Consider the following 19,462-nt stretch of genomic DNA (forward strand, 5'->3'; position numbering starts at 1 on the left):
GCTGGATGGCTCCTGTGAATCCGGGGGGAAGGTGGGTGCAGGTCAGAGACCCACGCGTTTGACGTCGGTGAGCAAAACGGTCTTGCCGCCATCGACTTCGACGCTGACGCTGCCGTCTGACGGATTGGTCACGATGGACTTGACGGTGGACAGTGCATTGACCGCAACTTTGCTGGTGTTGCCATTCACCACGGCTTGCGCTGTCAGGCGGTACAAGCCCGCCGGGGCAGGGTTGCCCATGGCGTCTTTGCCATCCCATTGAACCGGTGTGGTGCCCGGCATTTGAGGCCCGGCAACGAGCTCTTGAACCAGATTTCCTCTGGCGTCGTGCACATTGATTTGGATGCCCGCAGCGCCTTCCGGCAAATCGATGCTGGCGTCGATGGTGCCGCCTTGGGTCAACTGGGTCAGCGAATCGCTGATGGCCACTTTCTTGCCGATGAGCGAGGCACCGTTGAGCATGCGTTCACCCGACATGGCCGTCACGAAAGTGTCCAGCGAGGTCTGCATGTTGGTGAGGGCTTCGAGTTGCGAGAACTGGGCCAACTGGGCCACGAAGGCTTCGTTCTTGACGGGCTCCAAAGGGTTCTGGTTTTGCAGCTGGGCGGTGAACAAGGTCAGGAAGTCCTGTTTGCCCATTTCCTCGCTGGTTTTGGATTTGCCCTGGTTTTTCACGTCTTCGTAGCGCGTGACGTTTTTGAGCAGGCTGGACGAGCTGACGGTGTCTGTGGCCATGGGGTGCTTTCGGATCAGGCTTTGGTGATGTCCAGCGTGCGCATCATCAGTTGACGCGCCGTGTTGATCACTTCCACGTTGTTTTGGTAAGAACGGGCGGCGGCCATCATTTCCACCATTTCGGTGACTTCGCTCACGTTGGACTGGTACACATAACCGTCTTTGTCGGCCAGGGGATTCTTGGGGTCGGACACGCGCCGTGGGGGAGCGGCGTCATCGGCCATGCGATCGATCTTCACGCCGCCCACATAGGCGGCACCCGCATTGGTCATTTGCTCGTCAACCAGTGCTTTGAAGACGGGGCGTTTGGCCCGAAAGGCGTCTTTTTCTGTGCCCGCGACGGTGCCTGCGTTGGCCAGGTTGGAGGCGGTGGCGTTCATGCGGGTCAGCTGCGCATTCAGCGCGGTGCCGGCAATGCCGAAAATGTTGTCCATGCTCATGCTCAATCTCCTCGCAGGGCTTTGCGCACGCTGCTGACCCGGTTTTCCAAAAACTGCAAGGTGGCCTGGTACTCGGCGGCGGCTTTGCCGTACTGGGCTTGTTCAACGCTCATTTCAACGGTGTTGCCGTCAAACGAGGTGTTGAAAGGGGTGCGGTAGCGCATGCCATCGTGGCCCATGCCTTCGCCTGCGCCAAAATGTCCGGCGTTGGTGGCCGTCATGGCCGTGTCTTGTTGCTGGGCTGCGCTCATCACGGCCTTGAAATCGATGTCACGCGCCTTGTAGTGCGGGGTGTCCGCGTTGGCAATGTTTTGCGCCAACACTTCCAGGCGGCGGCTTTTGACTTGCAAAGCTTGTTCGTGCACGCCAAGTGCTTGGTTCAACAAATTCATCTGGACTCCTGGGCTACTGACTTGGATTCGATGTTCACGGGCCGTCGATCTTTTGACGTTCTCCACTCAAGTTGAGCGGCCTCGTGTCGATACCTGCAAAAGCTGTGCCAAGTTTTTCTGTCACCTTTTGAGGTGGGATCCGGGCGTACTTGAGGTTCTTGCCGCAGGCCGGCGGCAATTTTTCGTTGTTGGCGGCAAAGGCTTGCCGTTTTCAGCGCAGCGTGCTGGATGTGCTCTTGTCCACGTTGGCATACCAGCGGCTGCCTGCGGCTTTGGACGTGCCGGGCTCCAGCAGGGTGTTGGTCAATGCATGCAGGCCCGACAAGATGGAGTTGCGGGTGATTGGACCTCGCGTGTCATTGCCGACATGCAAAGCACGGGCTTGAGGCCCGGCAATGGGCAGCGGCGCATCGGGGCGCGTTTCACGTCGCGCCGCCGGGGTCAATATGGTCAGGTACAGATCGTCCAGCCCAAGCTTGGGACCGTTGGTATTCAATCCAGACTGAGCAAAGTATTTATCCACCAAATCGAGTTGTTGCAGCAAACCCATGCCCAAGATCGCTCGGGGATTGTTTTTCATTCCCACCACTGCCGCACCTCTGTTCGGGCCGTCACAAAACTGGATGATCCCGTGGCAACTGCCATTGGTGGCCTGAGGGTTCATGCCCCCGCTTTCCATGAGGCTCAGTCGCGCAAAGTCATCCGGGGCAAAGTTGTAGCGTTGCGCCAGTGCCAGGATTTTTTGCCTCACCTCCTGCAGTTGTTCTGAGGGGACAAAGCCTTTGTTTGCTGCACGTGCGAGCGTTCGATCCAGTACGGGGTGTTGTGAGTTGGTGTCATGGCTCAAAGCCTGCGTCAGGTCTGTGGCGCGTGGTGCTGCTAGCGTGCGCCGCTGGGCCAGCATCTCGGCAGCAGGAGCAGGCGCTGCACTCGTGTTGAGTTGGTTGACAGCCTGCCGTTGGGCGCTGGCACTGATTTCCAGGGGTCCCGTCCCGGTTGCGCGTGCCAATGGCGGTAAATTCAACGCGGAAAAGTCGATTTGCTGACCTGGCACGATCAAGTCAGGGTTGGCGATTTGATTTTCCCTGGCGATTTGGTGCGCCAGCAGATAGGCCTGATTTTCTGAAACGGCCATGCCGTTTTGCCTGTAATGTGCCTTCACCAAACCAATCAGGGTGTCGCCGCTTTCAACTTGAATCGTGTTTCCTGACAGCCTGGCTTCTGCCCAGGCTTGCTGAAATGCCTTGCTTGCGCCCGTGCTGGCTGCACTGCTCCCTGCCGCAGGTGGCATCCCGGGTGTCGCAGCCGATGGCATAAGGCCAGGGCTTGGAGAGGGTGTGGGAAGTGACGTCGATTGCATGCGGGGCAAGGTGGTGGGTCAGGCTGGTCTCATTTTTGCTTTGCTTAGTGGAAGTCAACCCCACTGTCAAAACTTCTACACATATGAAACAAGCCAAGCAAATGCTGTGCCGACTGCTGGATCAGTTGATTGCCCGTGGGCTTTTACTGGGTTTTGTTGTGTGCTTGTTCAGCGTCACAAGCCATGCCGCAAGCGCGTCCAAACCACTGGCACCGTCAGGTTCTCCACAGGACACTTTGCATGCGGCAGTCAAAAACTGGGTGGCACAATCCAAGAAAGTGACGGCAGAACAGGTTGTTTTGGCCCCTCTGGATGCCCGCTTGAAGGTTCGCAATTGCGATAAGTCGCTGGTCATGGACCAGCCTTTTTCAAGTACGGAGTCTGTGCGGGTGCGTTGTAGTCAGCCTGTTTGGCAGCTGTATGTCCGTGTGAGTGTGTCTGGAGCCCCCCCCGAATCGCCCGTTCAAGCCAAAACAGACAAGTTGCCTGCATCGGACAAACGCTGGGTTTTGGTGGCGAATGTGCCGCTGCAGCGAGGAATGACGCTCAATGAGACTCATGTTCAGCGTGTTCAAGTCGATACTGTAGGTGTCCCAATGAATGTTCTGGAGCAAGCTTCGGAGGTCATGCATGCCGAAGTGGTTCGTGATGTGCGACCGGGTACACCGCTGCGAAGCCAAGACATCAGGCCGACAGTGTTGGTCAAAAGAGGTCAAATGGTCTTGTTGTCGGTTGGCCAGCCTCAAGGGTTTCAGATTTCTGCCCGTGTAGAGGCCATGCAAGACGGGCGGTTTGGGGAGCAGATCAAGCTCAAGAACCGGGATTCCGGAAGAGAATTGAGCGGTCGAGTGCAAGGCCCCAATCAAGTCATCGGTTTGTAATGTCTCCACCGCTTAGGGATAGGAAGCCTTTTTGCATTGTGAAGGAGCAAAAAAATGATTTATTTTGCTCAAGTTCTAGAATCTCATGCCGATTCAGTATTCGAGCAGGGTCTCAGCTCGATGTCCAGAGACCAGAAAAGAGAATCATCATGACCGATCCCATCTCTCATTTCGGCCGCAAGGCCCAAATAGAATCTGCCAGCCGACAGGTGGTTGCCAAGGGTGAGCCACGCAGTTTTGCGTCTTCTACCGAGGCGACGGGGCGATCTGTTGCACCGGCTACCGACGAATTGCAGCTCAGCGAAGTCGCTCGTCAAGCCATGCAAGAGCCCGAATTCGACCGTGCCAAGGTGGAGGCCATCAAGACGGCCATTCAACAGGGGCAATATCCGCTGGATTCCCGCCGTATTGCAGAGAACTTTGTGGCCATTGAAAAAATGATCAAAGGCTGATCAGCGTATGAGCGAAGTTGCCAGACTCACTGCCGAATCCCCGTCCATGGATGCTGCCTTGTTGGCGGCACCTGACGACGCAGCACGCCTGGCAGAGATTTTGAGCCTGGAATTCGACGCTTTGAAGACCCGTGACTTATCGGCTTTTGAAGCAATACAGGAAGAGAAAAACCAGGTTTTGCACAATCTGGCATCTTTGGCGCAATGGGCGGCGATCCAGACGACCGCGCCCGTTGTCTGGCAACAGCTGCAAGAGAGCTTGCAGCAAAGCAAACAAGACCACTTGCGCAATATTCAGCTGTTGCAGCGTCAGTTGCAGGCGGTCAAAGGCACTTTGCAGGCTTTGCAGGGTGAATCCGGACCTGGCGTTGATTTGTACGATCGCATGGGTCAGATTGCCCGGCGTCAAGGTGCTTGGGGCTACCAGTTGGCCTGACGAATCGGTCCGCCTTTGCGGGTGTTGATGCAGGCAGATTTTCTGCATCCGGTTGCCTCCCGATTTACACCGTTTTTTTCTCATCGCCAGGGCGCATGCCTTTGAGCCAGTAAACCCAGGACAAAATGACCGCTACCGCTGTGTACATTTCAGGCGGTATTTCGGCGTCCAGATCTACCCGGCTGAGCAAGGCCAGCAGTTGTGGGTCTTCCGCCACGTAAATACCATGCCGTTGGGCTTCTTCGACGATTTTTTGAGCCAGCTCGTCTTGCCCTCTGGCGCTGATGACTGGCGTTTTCCGAGCCCCGTATTCCAGAGCAACCGCTTCTTTGAGTGGTGTTTTCATGTGTGAACGTCCAGCAGACTGCCCATTTGCGGCGTGGCATAGGGCATGGGGTCTTGTGGCCCTGCGCCGTGAATGATTTGCAGTCGGGTCATGTTGAGGTCTGCACTGTCCAGTTCTTGCGCCAGATTGGAGGCCAGTGCTTGAGCCCGCAGGACCACATCTTCGCGCAGGGCCCACATCACCATGTCAACGTTGGTCTGGTCACTGATGCGCGTTTGCAACCAGACCTCGCCCAGATCCCGGTTGCGGGTGTGCAGGTGAATGACCAGTGGCGGCTTGTCTTGTCCCGGCTGGTGCTTGCTGCGCGCAAAACGCATGGCCACCGGTTCGGCATCGGCAAACGGCAGCATCATGGAGAACACCCATTCACGCCCATTCAATGTGTCGTGGGCCATCAATTGGTGCGATTCAATGTCGTCTAGGCTGTCGCCAATAAGGCTTTCGCTGTCTGATGTCGTACCGCTGCGCAGCAGCTGTCGCAGAACGCTTTTGAGGTCAATCAGACCCGCACCTTGTCCTTGAGAGAGCAGATTCTCTGTCATGAAACCACTGCGTTGCATGGCCCGCTGCAATTTTTCAGGCGTGAGTTGTGCCATTCCCGTTCGCGCTCGCAACCATTGCTGAAGGGCTCCCAATTCGGGTGCCGAGGCACTCAAGCCTTGGAGCATGTTGTCGAGTACGCCTGGTCTGAGCAACTGCGCCAAGGCTTGCATGTCTGGGGGGCGAAAACCCAATTGTTGCGTACGCCCAGGTAGCGATGCAGGTATTGCCTCAGCATCAACAAGGGCCGTTGGGGGGGCCGCTTGCAGGGGGCGAAGCATGATGGTGCCATTGGCCAGGACCTGAACCCTGAACAGTGCGGTGTCCCCCGAGGCCAGTCGCAAGCCCGCCGGAAGATCTTTGGGCAGATCAATGAACTTTCCTTGCAAAGGGCCTTGCAGGTTCAGACGCAGTGCGGCATCGCGTTTGGCCTCTACGGCGGCTTGAATCACTTGTCCATCGCTCAACCCCAGTTCTGCTGCACTGCGCTCAATGACAAGAGGCAACTTGCCTTCCAGATAAATGGTGGGCGTTTTAGGCGTGAGGTGAGCCGTTTCGGCCCCTGTGATCATGTGAGACTGCCTATTCCCGAATCAAGGAAAGCGCACCCAGCGGCGTTTGTCCGGGCCTGGCGGAACTTCGGGTGTGGCGGCTTCGTTTGCCGGTATCTGGAAGAGGGCGGCAGCATTCGGGTAGTTCGACAGCATCATCTGGCGCAAAGTTTCGTGCGAAGGCAGCGTCAATACCGTGCCGGGTCGAACAGGGTAGGTTCGACCTTTGGGGAAGATGCTCGGGTTGGCATTGGCCAAAGCCTGACGCATGAAGTCTTCTTTCAAGGGCAGCCCAGGCATACCGCGTCGAATCACGGCATCAATGCTTTCCCCCTTTTGGACCGTGATGCTGTTGCGGTGGGGCAATGGACTGGCATGGTCTTTTGAGGGGGGCTGTTGGCTGGGGGCAGCATCGGTTTCAGCCAAGGGCATGGTCAAAATTTTGAGGGCGGCGGCCGCAGCAGCGGATGTTTCGGCCGCGTTGACAGGCGGCGAGGTGACCACCGCGACCATCCCGAAAATCAGGCAAGCCATGAGCATGAAGATGCGCCGGGTGGATGCCAGCCGAGTGATGACATCGTCAATCCAATGCGTGCATGGCTGCAGTACAGGGCTGTTGTGGCGAGGGTGGGACAGGGCGGTCATGTTGGGCTCGTGGATGAGGCAGGGTGTCATGCCGGATCAGAGGGGCAAGGCCATCCAGTGGCCTTGAGCGGCCAATGCCGGACCTGCCAGCTGTTGCAGCTCGATGCGATCTGGGCCCACTTTGACCACTTGTGCCAAGGCCAGATGCTGGGTCGCGCCAGGCTCCAGCATCTGGCTGGGGATGTGGCTTGGGTTCATCAGCAGGACACGATCACCAGCACGCAAGCCACTTTCAAAGCCCGCTTGAAGTTGCAGGACTTCTTGGGCGTTGCGACGCACATGAAACTGAACAGGTTCACATTCAGAGCGCTTGTCCAGTTGTTGTACCCAAGCTTGCATTTGTTTGTGCAGTTGTTCTTTCAGATCTTGCATCCAGGCCGAGGGATTCCTGCTGATGAGCTGGGGGTCCACGGTGATCACTTGCTCGGTTTGCCATTGCGGCTCGATCAGGCCCGAAGGTGTGTTGCGCTCACCGAGGGTGAAGCTCAAGGTCCATCGCCAGTTGGTCTCGTCCTTGTTCCAGTCGTTCCAGGCTTGGCGCCAACCAAAAGACGCAGTGGGCGCATGTGGCTTGAGCACCAACTCAGCAGCCCAACCGGTTGAGCCTTCGCCGGGGCCTGTCAGAGCCCTCATGTAGGCACTCTCTGGAGGAGACTCTTTGAACTGTGGGCGCCAGCGTTGCGAGTCCTGCATCTTCTTCGTCCAAACTTGGCGCACAGTGTTTAACAAGGACTGACTCGCAAAGCTCTGCGGGCCTGTAAAACCCGATTCCGTGCGGATCTGAAGAACCAAGGGCAAGCGCCACTGACGCGGCGGCGGCGTGCAGGTGCCTGTTTTGGACTGAGCAGCGCGCCAACCCCAAGGCAAAACCTCTGCACTTACTTGAGGGGGGGCGTCCTTTTCATCTTCCAGGTACGACAGCACGCGCACACCGCGCACTTGCGCTTCGGAATGAAAATGGGCGCTTTCATGCAGCGCACCTTTGTCATCGATCCATGCACTGCTGAGCACCCGGGTGGGCCGCTCAATGGTCGCTTCCAGAATGGCTTGACGAATCGCACTCAACTGGGTTTCGTATTGCTTGTGCGTTGGTGTGCGCGCAGGTCGGGTCTCTGTTTGAGTGGGCGCGCCCATCGCTGCAGGGCTTGCCGGAATCGAGTTGGTGTGACTGTCCGTGCCAGGAAACCTGACGTTTTGCGACATTGCGCTGGTCGAGGCGAAAAAAACAAACGCAACGCCGACGTGCCAGCGCAGGCGCAGCAAGCCCTTGCTGGTCCGGCTGGGTGCCATGGGTGACGCTGCGTGCATGAACATCGTGTTACCGCCGACGCGCAGCCAGTTGACTCAGGTACAGGCTGCGCAGGTCACGCACAACGTGTTGGTCCAGAGACAAGGTGGTTTCGTAGGTGTCTTCACCTGCAGGGGCGATGCTGACCAGCACGGCCCCGTAAATCACACCTTCGACCTTGGCTCTGAAGGTGTCGCTCATCACGGTCATGTCTGCCACGGTCGTTGTGGCGTCCAGTTGCTGTCCATAAACTTGCTCGGTGAGTGACCTGTAGGCGTCCAGTTTGGATGCCCGAATGGCCAGAAGGCGTTGTTGTGCAGGATTTTTGTGGTTCTGAACACTGATGACGGCATAACCTGTGGCCACCAATGTTTCACGCTTTTCGACCAAGGGGGTGATCATGGAGGCAGAGGCAGCAGGCCCAGCTTGGCTGCTGGTGTGCATCCCATTCAAGAGCGTGGTTTCACATCCTGCCAGGGCAAAAAGGCTGAGCAGCGTTGCGGCTACCGATCGATTGAAGGTCATCTTTAAACTCCATAGACAACCTTGATCACGATCTGAAGTGGTCGGCAAGGTTGATTTGTCTTGATGGGAGTATCGGCACCAGCGTCTCAGTCTTGAGAGCCGTGGTGGCCGTCCTTCCAGTTTCTGATGGGGGCGCTGATTGTGAAAATCCCAACAATATTATTATTATTAACGATTTGTCCTCTAAAGTTGTCGTTTTTCCTTGCTAAAAATGGTGGTTGTCATATATAAACGTTAAAAATCATATTTACATTAATTTCAATCGGACAGATTTCAATGATCGATGTGCTGCATGTTCCGTTGATCGACCACACCTTGGCCATTTGCGAATGAAGTCCAACACCAAACCCAACATCATTGGCGAAAGCCAGGCGACTGTTTTTTTGCGCGAATTGATCAAGACCTTGTCTGCGTCTTCTTCGACTGCGCTCATCACAGGAGAAAGTGGTACCGGCAAAGAATTGGTGGCTCAGGCGCTGCACATGCAGGGGCCGCGTGCCTCGGGCCCTTTTGTTCCCATCAATTGCGGGGCCATTCCTCGTGAGTTGATCGAGAGTGAGCTTTTTGGGCACCGAAAGGGCAGTTTCACGGGGGCGGTGGCAGACCGACTGGGGCGCTTTGAATTGGCGCATGGCGGAACGCTGTTTCTGGACGAAATCGGTGATTTACCGATGGACATGCAAGTCAAATTGTTGCGTGTGCTGCAAGAGCGTTGCATTTTGCCTGTCGGGGCCTCCAGAGAAGTGCCTATTGATGTGCGCGTGGTGGCGGCTACCCATAAAAACCTGGAGGCAGAAGTGCAGGCCGGGCGTTTCAGAGAAGACTTGTATTACCGAATCAATGTGTTGCCAGTGACTACCACGCCACTGCGTGAACGCCCGGCGGACATTGCCAGCCTGCTGAATTTTTATGCGGGAAAGCATGCTTTGCCAAGTGTCAAAGCCATCCACTTTTCGGCAGAAATGATGCAACTCATGCAGGCCTACGCCTGGCCTGGCAACGTGCGCGAGTTGTCCAATCTGGTGGACCGCTTTTCTACCTTGTACCCTTCACAAGTCTTGCATGTGCATACGGTGCCTGCTTGCATGATGCCTCAGGGCTTGGTCGCTTTGCAGTCCGAGTGGCTGGCACAGCACGGTACAGCCATGCCCGCATCGGTGCAGCCTCAGCTGGACCCGTTGGTGGTGGTTTCCCAAGTTGCGACAGCTTTTGTGGATGCAGAGCCATCGGGCGCTTCGGTTTGGCCGCCTCAAACAGCATCGTCATTTGACCGTGGTGACGATGCCATGGCCCATTTGTTGTCAAGCCCTGGCGGCTCGTTCAATCTGCCTGTGAGGGCATTCAGTCCGGCGCCTTTGTCGGCATCGAACGATGAGATCAACGAGGTGGAGCAGGCGATTTTGCTGGCTCAGGGTATTCAGACCTTGCCGCCAGAAGGGATGTCGCTCAAGCAGCATCTGGTAGAGGTTGAACGCAGCCTGATTGAACAGGCCTTGGCCAGGACGCAAGGCAATGTCTCACAGACAGCCAAGTTGCTTCAACTGCAGAGAACGACGTTGATCGAAAAAATCAACAAGTACGAGCTGCGCGGGGCGGGCTGACGGTTTTGTGGCCGTGTTCACCAGCGCTGCACGCGGCGGCCTGAAACCCTGCGGGGTTAAAAGGGCGGCTTGATCACCTTGGCACAAGTGCCCTTGATCAGTTTGACCGTCCTGCCATCTTTCAGGCTGAGTGATTGCACAAAACTGCCTGTTTTGCGGTCCACTTCAAAATCTTCACCGGTGATCATCACGCCAAAACGCTGAAACATGGCAGGGCGATTGACCTGCAATCGCGTGCCCATCAAATGAAGGGTGCCAGCCCGGCTCTCGGAAATGGCAATCTTTCCTTGGTACCAGCCGGAGTTTTTCTCAAAATCAATTTGGGCCATGGTGATTCGGTTGGGCTCATTGTCCTTGATCCCCAGTGCCAACTGGCCATCCAGATCGAGCTGCAGCTCACAGATCAGATCCATCACCCCTTTGTTGCCGCCGGGCAATTTGCCCTCGTTGGCGAGTTCTGCGACCGGACTGCCTTCATCGGACAATACATGCACCAATCCCCAGACGCCGGCCATCACCAACATGCCTATCGCTATACCGATGATCGTATTCTTCAACATGAATGAGCCTCTCGCTGAGCAGTTGGTGGCTGTGAATGGCCGGTGATCATATAGCGTAACGCATGCGGACTGTGGTCCTGCGCTTACTGGTTGAGCACGGTGATGCTGACGCGCCGATTCCGGGGATCTGCAGGGTTGCCCGGTACATTGGGGTTGGTATCTGCCACCCCTTCAATGCGCGAAAACCGGTTGGCGCTGATGCCTTGGCTTTGCATGAATTGGCGGGTCGCATCCGCCCGTTCGGTCGATAAAGACCAATTGTTACGCATGCTCTCGGGTGGAAAGCCCATGCTGTCGGTGTGTCCCCGAATGGCCAATTTGTTGGGCAGGGGCTTGAGTGATTTGGTCACTTCGGACATCAATGCGGCTGCTTTGGCCCCCATTTCTGCGCCACCCGAGCCATACATGGCGAAATCGGCTTTGTCGATCACTTCGATGCGCAGGCCTTCTTTGTCACGGGTGATGCTGACTTGGTCCTTGACCTTTTCGAATTGCTTGCTTTCCGACAATTTTTGCTTGATGTCTTTTTCAAGCTTGTCGAAGTTTTCCTTGTCCTGCTTTTGAGCAGGTGTGCCCGTACCGCTTTCTTTGCCGGGATCTTGTTCGGAGGGGCCGTCTTTGTTGTTCTCCTCCTTGGAGGATCCAAAACTTTCAGCGGGGCCACCTTGGGCCTGAGGCGTCAGGCGTTCCAGCATAGCGGTCTGTTTGGCCGTGAAGGGAAAACCATCGGTGTCGATGATGGATTGACCACCAAATAGACCGTTGGAGCCTGCTAATTCGCCGAAAGCAATCTGACTGTGGGAGGCGGGCCTGAAGTAGTCGGCCACGCTTTTGCGCTTGTCTTCGTTGCTGGCTCCCAAGAGCCACATCAACAAGAAAAACGCCATCATGGCCGTCATCATGTCGGCCAGAGCAATCTTCCAGGCACCACCGTGCGCTCCCGCATGGCCATCGTCTGCAATGATTTTTTTGATGACGATGATGGGCCGCAACGCTTCTGCGGCAGCGGCGGCTTCTGCTGCCGCAACCTCTTCGGGCGTTCCTGCTGCGGGTTTGTCGGCCTCTGCCATCAGGAGCCTCGCATGCCGTCAAAGACCTCAGAGAAGCTGGGTTGGCTGTGGTGTGCAATGCAGGCCCTGGCCGATTCAATGATCAGGGGCTGTGGATGTCCTTTGAGGTTGCAGACGATCATTTCCCGGATCACGTCAAACGCTTGTGCATCTTCATTGATGATCTGGGTCAACCGTCCAGAAAAGGGTTCAAACATACCGTAAGCCAAAAACACGCCCATCAAGGTGCCGACAAGGGCGGAGCCGATCAGCGCGCCCAGCACGGGCGGTGGTTGGTCAATCGCGCCCATGGTCTTCACCACACCCAGCACGCAGGCCACAATACCCAGCGCAGGCAAGCCGCCGGCAATACCGGCCAAAGCGGCTGGAGCCAGCAAGGCTTCGTGGTGGTGAACCTTGATGGCTTTTTTCATCAGATCATCCAAAGCGTCCGCGTCCAGATTGCCTTGAGAGATCACCATCAGACGCAAAGGATCACAAATCATCTGGACGATGGAATGGTCTTTGGCCAGTTTGGGGAATTCACCAAAAATCGGGCTGGAGTCAGGGTTTTCAACGTGCGATTCCAAGGCCACAACGCCTTCTTTTTTCATCACGGTTTGCAGTTTGCCGATCAGCAGCATCAGGGCCAGATAATCAGCCTGATGCCACTTGGGGCCCTTGATGCATTGGCCGATGCCACCCATGGCCGCCTTGAACACCGGAAAACTGTTGGCGACCAAAGACGCGCCAATGGCTGATCCGGCAATGATGATGAACTCAAAAGGCGCAGCCTTGATGATGGGGGCCATCTTTCCGCCGGCAAAGACGTAACCACCGAACACAGCAACAAAAACAACCGCTAACCCGACAAAGAAAAACATGGTGGCCCTTTAAAGCTAGACAATGCACCAAATACCGATGCACCAACCCAGTGTCCATTGAAAAACAAAGTCCATCAAATTGCCCAACACGAGGATGGGCAGACCCAAATACAGTGCACCACATGCCCAGCCAGAAGCCGTCAAGCGGGCTTTGGGAATGTCATGGCCGAGGATGGTCTGATCTTTAGGAGATGGCATGATCAGTCTTTTCCATTTACACCTGTATTCATCGGTATGAAATGGGGTATCTTGAGTTGAATTTAAAAAATTTACCTATTATGACAATATGAAAGTGAGTTGGACTGATTTACCCCAGGTGGCTTGGGAGGAGTTTCATGCCGCCCAGCACGGCGCTTTGCAGCAAGCGTGGGCTTATGGTGATGCATTGGCCTCATTGAGCGTTGTGGTGCACCGTGCGATGGTTTGGCAAGACGGGCAATTGCTGGCCGTCGCGCAGTTCATGTGCAAGCGCATTGCGGGGTATATCTCGTTGGCTTCCTGCACACGTGGTCCTGTTTGGCATCCCGATGTCAGTCCTGCCCAACGCCGCACGATTTATCGCCTGTTGCGTCAGTCGATGCCCTTGCGTCGGTTGAAGGTGGTTCTTTTTTCTCCCGACCGCACGTCGGCTCAGGTGGATTCTGCCGAATTTCAAGGCATGTCCCGCGTCATGAGCGGCTATTCGACCGTGTTGCTGGATTTGACAGCCCCTTTGGCGACTTTGAAGTTGGCTTTGGATGGCAAATGGCGCAACAGGTTGACCAAGGCCTTGTTGAACGAAAAAATCAGGATCCAGATTCAGCCGAGCTTGAAGCGATGTGAATGGTTGCTGGGCAAAGAACTCGACCAGCGCGAGGCGAAAAAATTTCATGGCTTGCCTACGTCGTTTGTGCAGGCTTATATTGCCGCGACCACGGACCATCGGCGTGCTTTTGTTGTGGCTTACGCCGAACTGGGTAAAAACACGATTGCGGCCATGTTGTTTCTGATCCATGGCCGTGTCGCCAGTTACCATATGGGCTGGTCGAACGAAGAGGGGCGCCAGCTGAATGCCCACAACGCGCTGATGTGGAAAGCGATGGCGTACTTGCAAGATCTGGGCATTGAGGTCCTGGATTTGGGAGGGGTCAATACCCACGATTTGCCCGGGATTTCGCGTTTTAAATTGGGCACGGGTGGTCGTGTGGTGACCCTTGCCGGCACTTATTTTTAAGAAAAATCATGACTTTTCCGGGGCTTCCAATGCGACAAATTGTTCGGCGTGGGTTGAGTTGTTTGTTGTTGATCAGCAGCGTTGCTCCTCTGGAGGCCTTCGCCTGGACCCGGATTGGTGAAACGCCAGAGGTGACGCTTTATGTCAATCGGAACTCGATTGAGAAAGAGGACACCGTTCGACGTGTTTGGGAAATGCAAGACCTCAAGTCGCCAGATGGCGATGGCGTGATGTCAAGGCGCTATCTGAATGAGTACGATTGCAATTACAAAATGCACCGCATCGGCCAGATGACCAGCTACGCCGGGCCGAAAATGACGGGGCAAAAACTGGCCACTGTCGACGAGATGGGAAACTGGAGAAAAATCCCGCCGAATGGCGTGTTCGTGCTGACCTACATTGCTGTTTGCGTGCAGTAACGCGAAGACCGGCAATACTGTCCTGACGATTGATGTCTACCGCTCAGCTTGCCTGAGGGGTGTAGCTGCACCGCTTGGCAGGGCATGCTGTCAAGCGATGGGCATGGCTTGTTTCTCAGGGCTTGGCTGCAGGTACGCCGGCCGTGCCCTGTGCCGGAGCCCCTGCGTTGGTTTCGCCGGGTTTGGGCGCCGTGTACCGTGGAAACTGGACTGCCCGCTCTCGAGAGGTGTTGGCATTGTTCTTTTGTACCGTCTCCAGATAGCGTTCTTTTTGCAAGGTCACTAAGGCCTCGACATCCCGCTTGAGACCGTCCACATTGCCCACCGCTGTTTTCAGGGATTTCACCTCATTGCCCAAAGACTGGACGGCAGTGGCCTGTGTTTGCAGTTTGGCGTTAATGCCTTGAACCTGTCGAATGACCGAGTCGCTGCTGGCGGCAACTTGCTTTGCGGTTTCACCCGGGACCTTTTGTACCAGGCTTTCTGATTGCTTAAGCGATGCATCAATCCGGCCTTCGATTTGACCTTGCGATTTCGTCAAGGCCACTTGTTGGGCAGCGAGTTCTTTCACGCTTTGGTTAACACCCTCGAGGGATTCCATGCCCGAGTTGAGTTCGACCACACGTTTGCCGACAGCGATCAACATGGCATCCAGTTGGTTAATCCGGCTGACCAGCCGAACGCCCATGATGAGGAAAAAGATCAGACTGATGATCAAAATGCCGCCAGTGATGGCCACCAAAAGCCGTGCTTTCTTATGACCTGCCTCGGTCAGGTCTTTGAAGTCTGCCGTGGTTTGTCTCAGGTGGTTGCTTGCAGTGGCGGCAGCCTCTGCCGATTTTGTCGCCAAGTCTGCCGAGTCCAGGACCACTTGTGCGAGTGACTGGTATTGTTGGTAAGCACGTTGGTCGACCGTTATGCCGACATGTACCGGTTTGGCTGGGGTGCTTGCAGTGGCGGCAGGCGCAGGCGCATGGGTCACTGCGGTCGGTGTGGCCGGCTTTTCTGGCGCAGCTTCAGGCGAAGACACGGGGGCCTCGTGGGGCTCGACATGTGGGTGTTCCTGCGGCTCAGCAGCGGGTGTAAAGGTTTTCTCGCTCATGGCTTTTTTCCTCTGGCTTGAAAGGGGGTTTTCAGTCTTTGGATTTGTTCATCCAGAAGTGCATTGCGCGTCCTGAGCTGAGCCAAACGGCTTTTGACAGGACTGTCTTGTTCCCAAAGTACGGCTTCGTCCAGTGGAGTCGGTGTCACGGGTGGAGCCAGTTGAGATGAAGAAAGGGGGCTGGTTGCAACCGGTGTGGCTGCTGCTTGTGCCTGGGGTTTCAAGCGCACTTTGGCGCGGGGTTTGTTGGGAGGGCGTTTTGGGGTCTTGACGGGGACGGGCGTCACTTCAGGCGAGGCTTTGACCATCACAATGGCCTCGGGTTTGACCTCGGGTTCTTTGACGGCAGCAGCCTTCTTGACCTTGCGCTCGGCCACATTGGAGCCTTCTTGCACCTTGACAGAATGTGGTGCTTCGTTACGTATGACGGTATTTTTTTTCATGGTGGTGTTCCCATCACTCAGATCGGACTTTTGAGTTGGGCTTGCAGGCTGCGGGTCGAGCGAACCCAGCTGTTGTTCGGCACGCCTGGGCGTTTGGCTGCGTCATAGCCTTGTGTAGCCTGGTTGTAAGGGCCGGACACGATCACGAAATGAGCCAGTTTTTCGCCGGGTCGGTAGGCCGCAACAATTTGAGCTTGTTTCAATGCAGGAAATTTGCGCTGGATATCCTGTACTTTTTCGTAGGTACTCGATGTGCCGTGCTGAACAAGGAAGCTGTCTGGATCCAGTTTTTTAACCCAGGCTTGCGCGTCCACGGCTGCTTCTGGTGCCTCAATGGCGGGTTCTGCGGGTGTTTTGACCATGGCGACCCTTGCGCCGGCGGCTGCAGCAGCTTCTGCTGTTGGCGCGACAGGCACGCCTGCAGGGGTTGCCACCGTTGTTGTCGTGGGTTGGGTCAGTTGCGGGTTTTTGAGTTTGGCAGCAGCAGGCTTGGACGATGGAAGGCCAAAAGCTTCCGGTTGAATCCACAGCATCATCAATGTGGATATGAACAGCGCCAAGGCAATGCCCAAAGCCAGCTTGGTGTTTTGGCGAATCCAGGATGAGGCCTTGTTTCCGATTTGGCGACCATTCCGGATCACCTGTATGGCTGATTTGACGTATTGCAGAAATGTCAAGCCTCGATTTTTCAACACCGATACCGATGGTTTGACCGGCTCAATGGCCGGGGCGCTGGTGTTCTGGATGGCGGTGTCCAGTGGGAGGTCAAACGCAGGAAAGGTTTTGCGCTGAATGCGTTGAAGCAATTGCTGTACAGCATGGAAGTGCCCTTCATGGCGCGCCAGCTCGAGTGCGGCTTGAGCCTGTTCTTCGGTGGGCGCTTCAATGTCCCATCGCAAAATTTTTCGACCAAAGGCCGATAACGGTGATTTGTCAACTTTCGGAACGCCGGACATCAGCAAAACGGCGCGGATGTTGGCACCTGGAAAATTCTGAATCAAGCGAGCCAGCAACTGAATTTCGGTTTCAGGCAACGTTTGGGCATCGTGCACGATCCAGATCTGTGCCTGGCTCACGGTCGCTGTCGGTTTGACTGCCTGGTTGAGTGACTGGCTGGCCAACACCTCGTTAAAACGCCCAAGCAAAGAGTCGGTATTGGCTGGAAAGTAGACCTCTATCTTGTGTTCTGGTGCTTGTTGCCGCAAGCGTGCCAACAGCAAATTGACATAGTGATCCAGTAATGCCTCATAGGGGCAGTACAGTGCCAAACTCAGTCCTTCGTGCGCAACGGCATTGGCACACCCGTCGATCCTCATGCGATCAGCAGCACGAAATACATAATTGTTCAAAGCGGTGCTCTCGGGATGGATCTGGATGTTCATGCAGTGGCTCCAGCTTGTTCAGCTTTACTGCCGTCAGGGTTGAACAGCATGCTTGGGGGAACTTTGACTTTGGGTTTGGCCTGTGGCGGGTTCATCGGCGATGCAGCTTCCAGGCTGAAGACGTAGGCAATGACCTGGGCGACAGCGTGGTACAGGTCCTCGGGGACTTGTTGTTCGACTTCGGTCGTGAAGTAAATGGCTCGGGCCAACGGTGCGGCTTCAAACAGATGAACGCCATGTGCCTTGGCTTCTTCCCGGATCAGGGCGGCCATGTGGTCCGAGCCTTTGGCGACCATGATGGGGGCACCATCTCCGGTGGGGTCGTATTCGAGTGCGACGGCAAAATGCTCGGGGTTGGTGATGACGACATCCGCATCCTTGACGCGTTGCATCATGCGTGAGTTGGCCATCTCGCGTTGGCGTCTGCGGATTTGCGCTTTGACCTCCGGACTGCCTTCCATTTGCTTGTATTCGTCTTTGACCTCTTGCTTGGTCATGCGCATGCGTTTGTTGAACGAATGTTTTTGGTAGGGGACGTCAATCATGGCAATGACGGCCAAGCTCAATGCCACCCACAAAGCCGATTGCATGATCATGACGCCGGCTGCAGAGAGCGCTGGCTCAAGACCCATTCGTCCGATGCGAATCAGCGCATCCATGTTGGACATCAGCGACCACCAAAGCACGGCGGAGACCAGGCTGAACTTGAGAATCGCCTTGCCCAGTTCAACGGCAGCATGGGCGCCGAAAATGCGCTGCAGGCCACTGATGAGGCTCAGTTTGGAGCCTTTGGGGGTAACTGCCTGCAGCGAAAAGAGATAGCCACCGGTCATGCCTGAAGCCACGATGGCCGCAATGACGGTGAAGACCATGATCGGCATCACCGTGATGAAGGCCGACATCAGTTGATCTCCAAAGTGGGATGGCAGCAAAAGGGGCTTTTCGATGGTGGTGCGGTCAAATACGAAGCCGTTGGCAAAAATGCCGGCCAAACGCGTGATCAGCCACCCCCCAGTCATCAAGAGCATCAGGAGTGCGCCAATCACAATGACGGCGGCAGGCAACTCCGAAGACCTTGCAACTTGCCCGTCTTCACGTGCTTTGCTGAGTCTCCTGGCCGTCGGCTCTTCTGTCTTGTCCTGACCTGTCGCTTCAGACACGGGGTACTCCCATCACGTCACGAACCACCGTGAAGCCTTGCACCCAAAGCCATTCGATTCGGGCACCAATGCTTTCCATGGAGATGATCAGGATCAAAAATCCAGCGATGATCATTGCCGGAAAGCCGACCGCGAAAATATTGAGACTGGGAGCGGCCCGTGTGACGACGCCAAGTCCAATGTTGATGAAAAGGAGAGACACCATCACGGGCAAAGCCAGCAACACGGCACCCAGAAAAACCATGGAGCTCCACTGCAGAACACGCCCATAGACGTTCTGGTTGAGGATGGATGTGCCGATTGGCAAGGCGTTGAATGACTCGGAAATCAGCCCCAGCAAAATCGCATGGCCTCCAAAACCCACAAAAATGAGCGTTGACATGACGATCATCAACTGTGAAATGACCGGTACGTTGCCCATGTTGGGGTCCATCATGTTGGCCATGGACAAGCCCATGGCTGCCGCAATGCTCTGACCTCCAACGACCATGGCTGCGACCACCACTTGCATGATGAGGCCCATGACGGAGCCGATCATGATCTGATTGAACACTTCGACCAAGCCTGGTGCTGTAGAAGGGTCAAGTAAAGGCCAGTTGTGCAAAGGGTAAATCAGCCAGGCCATCGCCAAGGCCATCAAGATGCGAAGCCGCAAGTTGAAGGCGTTGAGCGAAAAAATTGGCGCTGTGATCAGCAGGGCTGAAATGCGCAGCATGGGCCACAAAAAGGTATAAAACCTTTCCACGACGTCGGCTGCTAGGAAGTTCATGACGGGCGATATCCCTGTTCAGGAGAACAGGGTTGGAATGCGTTGAAAGATGTTGCGCGTGAAATCAATCAAGGTGACCAGTTGCCAGCTGCCAAACAGCAGCAATGCCAAGGCCAGTGCGATCAATTTGGGGATGAAACTCAGCGTCATTTCATTGATCGATGTGGCGGCTTGGATGATGCCGATGACCAGGCCTACGGCCAAAGCCACGCCCAGCAAGGGAGCGCAAACCAGCACAGCTGTCCATAGGGCATGGCGTCCCAAATCAATGACCATGGCGGTGTCCATC

24 protein-coding genes are annotated in these 19,462 nt (G+C 55.7%); 6 read left to right on the forward strand and 18 right to left on the reverse strand.

What is annotated here, in order from left to right; all coding sequences use genetic code 11:
* Window positions 1-42 precede the first annotated feature (42 nt).
* From ACZ5VE_RS05735 to ACZ5VE_RS05750, 4 genes are all read right to left on the reverse strand, one after another.
* On the reverse strand, window positions 43-735 hold the full coding sequence (locus ACZ5VE_RS05735) for a flagellar hook assembly protein FlgD (RefSeq protein WP_464457064.1): 693 nt from the start codon (window positions 733-735) through the stop codon (window positions 43-45).
* Window positions 736-749: 14 nt separating this feature from the next.
* Window positions 750-1,175 (reverse strand): flagellar basal body rod protein FlgC, encoded by a 426-nt coding sequence (gene flgC, locus ACZ5VE_RS05740; RefSeq protein ID WP_108426076.1) that lies wholly within the window; start codon window positions 1,173-1,175, stop codon window positions 750-752.
* 2 nt (window positions 1,176-1,177) lie between these two features.
* On the reverse strand, window positions 1,178-1,567 hold the full coding sequence (gene flgB, locus ACZ5VE_RS05745) for a flagellar basal body rod protein FlgB (protein WP_464457065.1): 390 nt from the start codon (window positions 1,565-1,567) through the stop codon (window positions 1,178-1,180).
* 211 nt (window positions 1,568-1,778) lie between these two features.
* On the reverse strand, window positions 1,779-2,702 hold the full coding sequence (locus ACZ5VE_RS05750; RefSeq protein ID WP_464457066.1) for a hypothetical protein: 924 nt from the start codon (window positions 2,700-2,702) through the stop codon (window positions 1,779-1,781).
* Window positions 2,703-3,010: 308 nt separating this feature from the next.
* On the opposite strand from ACZ5VE_RS05750, the gene flgA reads away from it, so the two are divergent.
* From flgA to flgN, 3 genes are all read left to right on the forward strand, one after another.
* A complete protein-coding gene (flgA, locus tag ACZ5VE_RS05755; RefSeq protein ID WP_464457067.1) occupies window positions 3,011-3,808 on the forward strand; it encodes a flagellar basal body P-ring formation chaperone FlgA in 798 nt (265 codons plus the stop codon).
* 149 nt (window positions 3,809-3,957) lie between these two features.
* Complete coding sequence (flgM, locus tag ACZ5VE_RS05760; protein WP_464457068.1) at window positions 3,958-4,260, forward strand: flagellar biosynthesis anti-sigma factor FlgM; 303 nt, start codon at window positions 3,958-3,960, stop codon at window positions 4,258-4,260.
* A 46-nt stretch (window positions 4,261-4,306) separates the two neighbouring features.
* A complete protein-coding gene (flgN, locus tag ACZ5VE_RS05765; protein WP_464457069.1) occupies window positions 4,307-4,696 on the forward strand; it encodes a flagellar export chaperone FlgN in 390 nt (129 codons plus the stop codon).
* A gap of 64 nt (window positions 4,697-4,760) precedes the next feature.
* Here flgN and ACZ5VE_RS05770 read toward each other — a convergent pair whose 3' ends face one another.
* Genes ACZ5VE_RS05770 through ACZ5VE_RS05790 form a run of 5 tightly spaced genes read right to left on the reverse strand, consistent with a single transcriptional unit; the run spans window position 4,761 to window position 8,468 of the window.
* Window positions 4,761-5,042, reverse strand: a complete 282-nt coding sequence (locus ACZ5VE_RS05770; protein ID WP_464457070.1) for an EscU/YscU/HrcU family type III secretion system export apparatus switch protein — start codon at window positions 5,040-5,042, stop codon at window positions 4,761-4,763.
* Window positions 5,039-6,154 (reverse strand): hypothetical protein, encoded by a 1,116-nt coding sequence (locus ACZ5VE_RS05775; protein ID WP_464457071.1) that lies wholly within the window; start codon window positions 6,152-6,154, stop codon window positions 5,039-5,041. Before ACZ5VE_RS05775 ends, ACZ5VE_RS05770 begins: the two co-directional genes overlap by 4 nt.
* 21 nt (window positions 6,155-6,175) lie before the next feature.
* On the reverse strand, window positions 6,176-6,778 hold the full coding sequence (locus tag ACZ5VE_RS05780; protein WP_464457072.1) for a hypothetical protein: 603 nt from the start codon (window positions 6,776-6,778) through the stop codon (window positions 6,176-6,178).
* A gap of 36 nt (window positions 6,779-6,814) precedes the next feature.
* A complete protein-coding gene (locus ACZ5VE_RS05785; protein ID WP_464457073.1) occupies window positions 6,815-8,092 on the reverse strand; it encodes a hypothetical protein in 1,278 nt (425 codons plus the stop codon).
* 4 nt (window positions 8,093-8,096) lie between these two features.
* Window positions 8,097-8,468, reverse strand: coding sequence for an LPP20 family lipoprotein (locus ACZ5VE_RS05790; RefSeq protein WP_464457074.1), 372 nt, complete (start codon window positions 8,466-8,468; stop codon window positions 8,097-8,099).
* Window positions 8,469-8,920: 452 nt separating this feature from the next.
* Here ACZ5VE_RS05790 and ACZ5VE_RS05795 point away from each other — a divergent pair, with 452 nt between their 5' ends.
* Window positions 8,921-10,192 carry a sigma-54 interaction domain-containing protein gene (locus ACZ5VE_RS05795; RefSeq protein WP_464457075.1) on the forward strand — a complete coding sequence of 424 codons (1,272 nt, stop codon included), beginning with the start codon at window positions 8,921-8,923 and terminating at the stop codon, window positions 10,190-10,192.
* A gap of 56 nt (window positions 10,193-10,248) precedes the next feature.
* Here the strand turns inward: ACZ5VE_RS05795 and ACZ5VE_RS05800 are convergent, their stop codons facing one another.
* The 3 genes from ACZ5VE_RS05800 to motA form a co-directional block, all read right to left on the reverse strand.
* Window positions 10,249-10,752: a hypothetical protein gene (locus ACZ5VE_RS05800; RefSeq protein WP_464457076.1), complete on the reverse strand. Its 504-nt coding sequence runs from the start codon at window positions 10,750-10,752 to the stop codon at window positions 10,249-10,251.
* A gap of 83 nt (window positions 10,753-10,835) precedes the next feature.
* Window positions 10,836-11,822: a flagellar motor protein MotB gene (locus tag ACZ5VE_RS05805; protein WP_464457077.1), complete on the reverse strand. Its 987-nt coding sequence runs from the start codon at window positions 11,820-11,822 to the stop codon at window positions 10,836-10,838.
* Window positions 11,822-12,685, reverse strand: coding sequence for a flagellar motor stator protein MotA (motA, locus tag ACZ5VE_RS05810; protein ID WP_464457078.1), 864 nt, complete (start codon window positions 12,683-12,685; stop codon window positions 11,822-11,824). Before motA ends, ACZ5VE_RS05805 begins: the two co-directional genes overlap by 1 nt.
* Window positions 12,686-13,124: 439 nt before the next feature.
* Here motA and ACZ5VE_RS05815 point away from each other — a divergent pair, with 439 nt between their 5' ends.
* Window positions 13,125-13,898: a GNAT family N-acetyltransferase gene (locus ACZ5VE_RS05815; RefSeq protein WP_464457079.1), complete on the forward strand. Its 774-nt coding sequence runs from the start codon at window positions 13,125-13,127 to the stop codon at window positions 13,896-13,898.
* A 29-nt stretch (window positions 13,899-13,927) separates the two neighbouring features.
* On the forward strand, window positions 13,928-14,317 hold the full coding sequence (locus ACZ5VE_RS05820; protein WP_464457080.1) for a surface-adhesin E family protein: 390 nt from the start codon (window positions 13,928-13,930) through the stop codon (window positions 14,315-14,317).
* 115 nt (window positions 14,318-14,432) lie between these two features.
* Here ACZ5VE_RS05820 and ACZ5VE_RS05825 read toward each other — a convergent pair whose 3' ends face one another.
* Genes ACZ5VE_RS05825 through fliQ form a run of 6 tightly spaced genes read right to left on the reverse strand, consistent with a single transcriptional unit; the run spans window position 14,433 to window position 19,461 of the window.
* Window positions 14,433-15,419 carry a hypothetical protein gene (locus ACZ5VE_RS05825; protein ID WP_464457081.1) on the reverse strand — a complete coding sequence of 329 codons (987 nt, stop codon included), beginning with the start codon at window positions 15,417-15,419 and terminating at the stop codon, window positions 14,433-14,435.
* Window positions 15,416-15,862, reverse strand: coding sequence for a hypothetical protein (locus tag ACZ5VE_RS05830; RefSeq protein ID WP_464457082.1), 447 nt, complete (start codon window positions 15,860-15,862; stop codon window positions 15,416-15,418). The genes ACZ5VE_RS05825 and ACZ5VE_RS05830 overlap by 4 nt, the downstream gene beginning before the upstream one ends.
* Window positions 15,863-15,879: 17 nt before the next feature.
* Complete coding sequence (locus ACZ5VE_RS05835; RefSeq protein WP_464457083.1) at window positions 15,880-17,244, reverse strand: hypothetical protein; 1,365 nt, start codon at window positions 17,242-17,244, stop codon at window positions 15,880-15,882.
* Window positions 17,241-18,404, reverse strand: coding sequence for a flagellar biosynthesis protein FlhB (gene flhB, locus ACZ5VE_RS05840; RefSeq protein WP_464457084.1), 1,164 nt, complete (start codon window positions 18,402-18,404; stop codon window positions 17,241-17,243). Before flhB ends, ACZ5VE_RS05835 begins: the two co-directional genes overlap by 4 nt.
* Window positions 18,397-19,173, reverse strand: a complete 777-nt coding sequence (gene fliR, locus ACZ5VE_RS05845; RefSeq protein WP_464457085.1) for a flagellar biosynthetic protein FliR — start codon at window positions 19,171-19,173, stop codon at window positions 18,397-18,399. The genes flhB and fliR overlap by 8 nt, the downstream gene beginning before the upstream one ends.
* Before the next feature lie 18 nt (window positions 19,174-19,191).
* Window positions 19,192-19,461: a flagellar biosynthesis protein FliQ gene (fliQ, locus tag ACZ5VE_RS05850; protein WP_464457086.1), complete on the reverse strand. Its 270-nt coding sequence runs from the start codon at window positions 19,459-19,461 to the stop codon at window positions 19,192-19,194.
* Between the last annotated feature and the right edge of the window lies 1 nt (window position 19,462).

Source organism: Limnohabitans sp. INBF003, assembly GCF_055396645.1.